This window comes from Stenotrophomonas sp. PS02301 (assembly GCF_029959485.1).
GTDB lineage: Bacteria > Pseudomonadota > Gammaproteobacteria > Xanthomonadales > Xanthomonadaceae > Stenotrophomonas > Stenotrophomonas maltophilia_Z.
Genome location: NZ_JASCOO010000150.1, coordinates 1 through 6,626, shown reverse-complemented (window position 1 = coordinate 6,626; position 6,626 = coordinate 1). Strand labels below are relative to the sequence as shown.

Below are 6,626 nucleotides of genomic sequence, written 5' to 3'. Positions count from 1 at the left end.
TCCGCCGGTTCGGGGAGGCCGTTGGGGGGTCAGCGCACTGACGGGTCGTGCGGGCGGGGGGCGGGCAACCCCACACATGCCCCGGTAATGCCGGCCGCTGGCCGGCAACTCGTATTGCCCGCAGAGAAACTAGGACGCACCCCCATGGCCATCCCCCTCGAACGCATCAAGATCCTCGAACCGCGCCACCCCAACCGCTCCACCGGCATCATCAACGGGCGCACCAGCGGCATCCTCAACTGGAACGACATTCCCTACCCGTCCTTCTACCGCGCGTACAAGGAGCTTTCGACCAACTTCTGGATTCCCGACGAAGTCGACATGAAGGGCGACGCGCGCCAGTACGGCGAGCTCAATGCGCGCGAGAAGAACGCCTACGACTCGATCATCGGCCTGCTGGCCACGCTGGACTCGCCGCAGACGCGCTTCATCTACAACGTTGCCGAGTACATCACCGATCCCGCCGCGCACGCCAATGCCGCGATCATCGGCCAGCAGGAAGTGATCCACAACGAAAGCTACAGCTACGTACTCGCTTCGATCGCCGGGCTGGCCGACCAGAACCGCGTGTTCGAGATCGCCCGTACCCACCCGACCATCCTGGCCCGCAACGCGCCGATCATGCAGTCCTACGATGACTTCATGCGCGAGAAGACCGCCGAGACGCTGATCCGCGCATTGATCCAGTCCTCGATCCTGGAAGGCATCAACTTCTACTCCGGCTTCGCGTTCTTCTACAACCTGGTCCGCCAGAACCGCATGACCGGTACCGGCAAGATCATCAGCTTCATCAACCGCGACGAGCTGGCCCACACCAAGTTCATCAGCGAACTGATCCGCGCCATCATCGGCGAGAATCCGGCGCTGCAGGGCGAGCAGCTGACCGCCTACGTGCATGAGGCCTTCGAGCACGCCATCCAGCTGGAAACGCGCTGGACCGGCGAGGTGCTGGACGGCATCGACGGCATCGACGTGGACGAGATGATCCGCTACGTGAAGTACCGCGCCAACAAGATGGCCGGCATGCTGGGCATCGAGAAGCTGTACAGCGAGACCAATGTCAACGTGATGCCGTGGATCAAGGCCTACGCCGACAACTTCACCGAGACCAAGACCGACTTCTTCGAAATGCGCAACGCCAGTTACAAGAAGACCAACGCGGACAACGGGTTTGACGACCTGTAAGGAGGCATGGCGATGCACATCCTGCTGGCCTTCGCCTCGCTGAGCGGCAACACCCGCGAGGTGGCCACGTTGATCCGGGCGCGCTGCGAGGCACTGGGGCACCGGGTGGACTGGGTCGACGTGGATGCCGTTGACGCGGCCGTGGCGCTGGCGGGAGAGCCACCTGCCCTGTGCCTGGTCGGTTCCTGGACGGACAACGCCGGGCGTACCCCGGCGGAGATGAAGGACTGCGTGGCCGCGCTGCGTGATCGCTTCGGGCTGCCACTGCCGTTCCCGGTGGCGGTATTCGGTACCGGCGAGACCCAATGGGGCGAGGAGTACTACTGCGGCGCCGCCCACCGGCTGGCGCGGTTCTTCGGCGCCCCGTACCCGGTGCTGGAGATCGAGCAGATGCCGCACGGCGCCGAAGACACCCACACCATCCACCACTGGACCGACACCGTGTTGGCCCATACCCAGAGCCCTACGACATGCTGACCCTGCACGCCCAGACCCCCGAGGATTACCACGCCGCCCTGCGCGAGCACCCGGCCCTGCTGGTGGATTTCCACAAGGACGACTGCCCGGGGTGCCGGATGCTGGAGATGTCGTTGGCCAGTGTCGCTGGCGCGATTGAAGACGCTGGCATGACCCTGCTGAAGGTCAGACTCGAGACGGTTGGAGAGGGATTGTTCCGCGAGCTCGGGTTGCGCCAGACCCCCACGTTGCTGGTGGTCCGCGACGGTCACGAAACCGCGCGGCTGGCGGGATTCCAGTCGCCGAAGCAGATTCTTGGCGTGCTGGGCGCTGGATGACGCATATGTGCACGTTTGGACTCGCTAATGCGGCGCGACTGCCGCTGGCTGGCGCCTCGCCAGTGCGCCACGTCGCCGTGACAAACTGGGCCTATCGGCATATACGGATTGCAGCCTCTTAAACGCACTGAGTCGATTAGATCTTTCGATCCAAACTCACATTGGGCGTTGCGTTGCAAAAATCGAAATGCTCTGCATCCACTATCAGCGTGCCTGAATGATCAGGCCCATGACGGAGAGATATCATGCAGATGGTCAGATTATTGTCCGCAGCTATCATCTCGGGGGTCGCCGTATTCACAGCATACGTGGCGGAAGGCGCACCTCCGTTCTGTGAAAAGCAATGCGACTATGGTTACAAGGCCTGCCTGAGGATAGGGGAGGAGCCGGTAAAGTGTAGGGAGGAGTATGCGAACTGCATGCAAGCTTGCAGAGACCACTCGGAACTAGCTACAGACATTCTGAGGTAGGGGGAGATCGCCACGTGGAATCGTCGCAGGCCAACCTTGGTCTGCGACTACTTCGGGTGCCTATCAATATTGAATCGCAATCGAACTCCCTAGCTCATCGGCAAGCTCTACGTCCAAACCACTCCGATAATAAACCCGCGACCGGGACACATCACTTCAATTGAAGCGCTATCTGCAATTGCAGACAGCACTCCATTCTTTACTTCATATGGCCAGCGAACATAGAGGCCCGATGCTGTCGTCAGCCATTCCGTGTAATCGGCGCCAACAACAGCCCACGACGCTTGAACCACCACTCCAACGGCAGCGTCACCAGCGGCGGCACCGCAGCAGCCAATGCCAGCAGCGCGGCCCACCACGGCCAACGCAGGCGGATCGCGGCGAGCACCGATACAACCACGTAGACCATGAAGGCCACACCGTGCACCGGGCCGAAGATCTTGACCCCGACCGGGGTCGGATCGGCTGCCTGGTACTTGAAGTACATGCCGATCAACAGGCCGGCCCAGGTCAGGGCTTCAACGAAAGCGACCGTGGCGAACACGCGGCCCATGGGGCTGATTGGCAAGGCACGCTTCAAGATGGGCTCGGGGTCGTAACGGAAAGGACCCGCATCATAGCCAGCGAACGGTTTTGATGCGAATCATTCTCAGCATGCGGCGCCGGCCCTGCCGATCACCAGCGTGCACTGATGCGGAAGTCGGCGCGCATGCTGTCATCGTCCTGCAGCACTTTGTCCAGTGGGTGGCCCAGGTCAAGGCTGTAGCTGTAGCGCTTGGCGAGCTGTCCATTCAGGCCGACGCCGACGCTGCTGATGCTGGCCGAGGTGGGGTAGTCGCCACGTACCTCGCCATGATCGAAGAACACGTAGACATCGTGCGCCTGCCGATAGGGCCGGTGCAGTTCGACGCTGCCGAAGTAGCCTTTCACCCCGGAAAGGGTGCCGCGAACATAGCCACGCACGCTGCCGATGCCGCCCACCTGGAACAGGTTGCTTGAGGGCAGGAAGTCGCCGTTGCTGAACTGCCAACCCAGCTGTGCGCGGTACAGCAGGCCGCTGCTGCCGATGCGCTGGGTCCAGCTGGTGGATCCGTTGGCGGTCGTGAAGGCACGCCCTTCGGCCAGCGTCTCATCGGTGCGGATGCGCGAGACGCCCTGATAGAACGTCCAGTCGTAGCCGTCATTGCGATAGCCGGTGCTGACACCCAGGGTCACCGTGGTCGAATCGACCTCCGACACCCGCACATCACCGATATCGGACACGGAGTTGCTGCGCGAGACGTTGGCGATGGTGGACAGCAGCCAGTTCGGCGTGGCCACCCACGGCTGGGTGAAATCCAGACCATAGCTGGTCGACTCGCCAGTGATGTCCAGGGCGCGGTAGGCACCGTCGATGATGTTGATCTGGCTGCGCGACACGCTGGCGCCGACACGGCCGTTGCGCGTGTTGACGATACCGGAGTAGCCGATGCGCCCTTCCAGGCCACCGCGCGACCACGCCACCGAGCCGGCCAGCAGGTCACTGATCCCCGCCAGACCCCAGAACTGGCCATGCGCACCGTAGCGCTCGCGGCCGGTGGTCTCTACGCCGGAATTATCGACGAATACGCCCCAGTTGCTTCGGTCCGGCACCTCCGCCAGCAGCACGATATCGGTCTGGCCGGCGGCCTGGCCGGGCCGCATCAGTGCACGCACCTGCAGATCGGTGGTGCGGTTGAGGTAGATCAGCTCATCGCGCAGGTGATCGCTGCGCACCACCTCCCCTACCGGCTGCCGCACCCGCCGCTCCACAAAGCGCACCGGCACCTTGCCCTCCCCGGTCACCTCCAGCGTACCCAGCGTGCCTTCCAGCAGGGTGACGTCAACGCGCCCTTCGTTGATCGACTGCTCGCGCAGAAGCGCGCGTGCCGTACTGATCCCGGCTGCCTCGTAAGCTGCATTGACGTCGGCCACCAGTGTCTCCAGCTCGGCCAAGTGGACCTCGCGCCCCTGGTAGCGGGCGGCGATCGCATCGAGCGTGGCCTTCGGCAGCAGCGCCGATGGACTGAAACGCACCTCGTTGAGCACGAAGCTGCCACGGACATCGGCCAGCCCGCGTTGCCCGGCCGGCGGAGGCGCCGGCTGCACCGGGTCCACCACCGGGCGCTCCGGCTGCAGCGGCTGGCGCTGCTCGTAGTAGCCGTCAATGCGCTGTGCGGTGTCCTTCCCCGCGGTGCCACTACTGTTCTGCGCATGTGCAAGACAGGGCAGCAGCGCGCTGCCGATCAGGAACATCCCTCGGTACATGGTGTGTTTTCCGTCGTTCATCAGTTGGGCGCCCCTAGGTTGACCGCGCCGCCCGGGGCCGGAGCCACCACATCGCGGGCGTTTGCTTCATCACCTTCCGCGGGCGCACGGGCGGGTACCGCCATCTCCGGCGAGCGGAGATTGAGCATGCGGCCCAGGTAGCGCACCGCGCTTTCGCCCAGGTAGGCCGGCCCGGCCTCGAGGTGGTCGCGGTTGTAGTTCGGGCTGCTCACCCCGACCCCATCGTTGAACCGCAGCACATAGGCGTCGGTATCCAGCAGGCGGCCATCGGTCGCCAGGTGGAAGCGGCGGTTCAACTGCAGCAGCTGCGCGTCCGCCGGGCGCAGCGCCGGGCTGGTGTTGTCCATCAGCACGTGCAGCGCCGGGGTGGTCAGGGTCATGGTGCGTTCGACATGGCCATCGGCGATGGCGACCTTCGCCGAGGAGGACGTCAGCTCTGCCTCCATTGCCCGCAGCGCATCGATCAGCCAGGCATCACGCGGCTGCACGTCCACCACGATCCGGCGGGCGACACCGTTGCGGTAGCCGGTCAGCGTGGTCGTCAGCAGGCCTGGGCCAGCATCGGACTGACTTACCTGCGCCTGCACCTCATCGGCGGCCAGGTTCAGACGGGTATCGACCATCGCCTGTGCCAACGACAAGGTGTCACGTGCGGCCAGCTGTGCAGACGCCGCCTGCAAGTGCCCACCGGCCAGCGAACCTGCCTGGGCGTCCATGTAGGCCGTGGTGCCTGCGCTGGCCCGCTCGAAGCCGATGCTGCCACCCGCAATGATCGACTGTGCGCCACCGCTGCGACCGTCACCGAAATGGATATCCCGACCCGCCTGCAGCGCTGCATCGCCGCCGGCCTGGTACACACCCCATTGCTGGGTGCCGCCGCTGGTGGCCACCAGGTCGCTGCCGGTGCTGGCCGCTTCGATCCGGATATCGCCCGCAGCCAGCACCTGCAGTGCCATCCCCGCGTCCACCTGCCGGCCTTGGACATCCGAGCCGCGCGATGCCAGTGCGATGCCGCCAGCCGCCTGCAACGCATCGAACCGCAGCGCCTCGGTGGACGTCAGTCCAAGATTGCAGCCCACGTTGAGCGTGCCGATGACCAGTGCGACACCGGCATCGCCACGGAAGTTGCAACCCACACTTACCTCATCGGCGGAAAGGTTGGTGCCTGCGAGCCAGTCACCATCCACACCGATCACGGCCGTGCCCACATCGATGGACTGGCCGGCGCGCAGCGTCATCGAGCCGTCGACCGCCGCGCTGCCGAGGGTGATGGCGCCGTCAGCATTCGCCACCAGATCGCCGCGGCCATCGAAACGCTGGACGTGGGTGTCGCCACCGCTGCCCACCTGGGCATTGCCGCCGATGCGTGCGTTACCGACATCGACGTGACCCGCAGCGTTGAGCACCAGTGACTGCGCGACCGTTGCATTGCCAAGCTGCACATCCGTGCCGCCATCCACACTTGCCTGCCCCCCCACGGCGGCATCGTCGATGGCCAGCAGACCTCCAGCGTTCGCAGCGAGGTCGCCGTTGCTGGTCAGCTGCTGGATCTGCAGCGCACCGGCCGCCTCCAGCTGCATCGCCGCACCGGAAGACAGTGTCTGCGCCACCAGCGTGGCACCAGTGGTTCCGTTCAGCGCCCCCTGCGCCTGCAGCGTGCCAATGCCCAGCGCCCCGCCACTGCGAAGCTGCGCACCGCCGCCGACGGTGGCGGTACGCATGTCCAGCCTGCCAGCCGCAGCAACGTTCAGCGACTGCCCGATCACCGCCTGGGCCAGGCGTACATCCGCGTCGCCTTCAAGGCGCGCATCGCCATCGGCCATCAGGTCGCCCACGGCGAGCAGCCCACCTGCCGTGGCGGCCAGATCGC

General features: G+C 64.9%; 6 protein-coding genes. 3 read left to right on the top strand and 3 right to left on the bottom strand.

The genetic code is table 11. The annotated features are described in order from the left end of the window. Positions 1-144: 144 nt before the first annotated feature. The 3 genes from QMX81_RS20060 to QMX81_RS20050 are packed head-to-tail and all read left to right on the top strand — an operon-like array spanning position 145 to position 1,979. Positions 145-1,185 carry a ribonucleotide-diphosphate reductase subunit beta gene (locus tag QMX81_RS20060; RefSeq protein ID WP_088434232.1) on the top strand — a complete coding sequence of 347 codons (1,041 nt, stop codon included), beginning with the start codon at positions 145-147 and terminating at the stop codon, positions 1,183-1,185. A 12-nt stretch (positions 1,186-1,197) separates the two neighbouring features. Next, a complete protein-coding gene (locus QMX81_RS20055) occupies positions 1,198-1,662 on the top strand; it encodes a flavodoxin (protein ID WP_121036937.1) in 465 nt (154 codons plus the stop codon). Then, positions 1,656-1,979, top strand: coding sequence for a thioredoxin family protein (locus QMX81_RS20050; protein ID WP_121036938.1), 324 nt, complete (start codon positions 1,656-1,658; stop codon positions 1,977-1,979). Before QMX81_RS20055 ends, QMX81_RS20050 begins: the two co-directional genes overlap by 7 nt. A gap of 711 nt (positions 1,980-2,690) precedes the next feature. On the opposite strand, the gene QMX81_RS20045 is transcribed toward QMX81_RS20050, so the two are convergent. The 3 genes from QMX81_RS20045 to QMX81_RS20035 all read right to left on the bottom strand — a co-directional run. Further along, positions 2,691-3,011 (bottom strand): DUF3817 domain-containing protein, encoded by a 321-nt coding sequence (locus tag QMX81_RS20045; protein ID WP_121041072.1) that lies wholly within the window; start codon positions 3,009-3,011, stop codon positions 2,691-2,693. A gap of 113 nt (positions 3,012-3,124) precedes the next feature. Then, positions 3,125-4,735: a ShlB/FhaC/HecB family hemolysin secretion/activation protein gene (locus QMX81_RS20040; RefSeq protein WP_282264130.1), complete on the bottom strand. Its 1,611-nt coding sequence runs from the start codon at positions 4,733-4,735 to the stop codon at positions 3,125-3,127. A 20-nt stretch (positions 4,736-4,755) separates the two neighbouring features. Further along, a partial coding sequence (locus QMX81_RS20035; protein WP_282264128.1) for a hypothetical protein occupies positions 4,756-6,626 on the bottom strand: 1,871 nt, incomplete at its 5' end.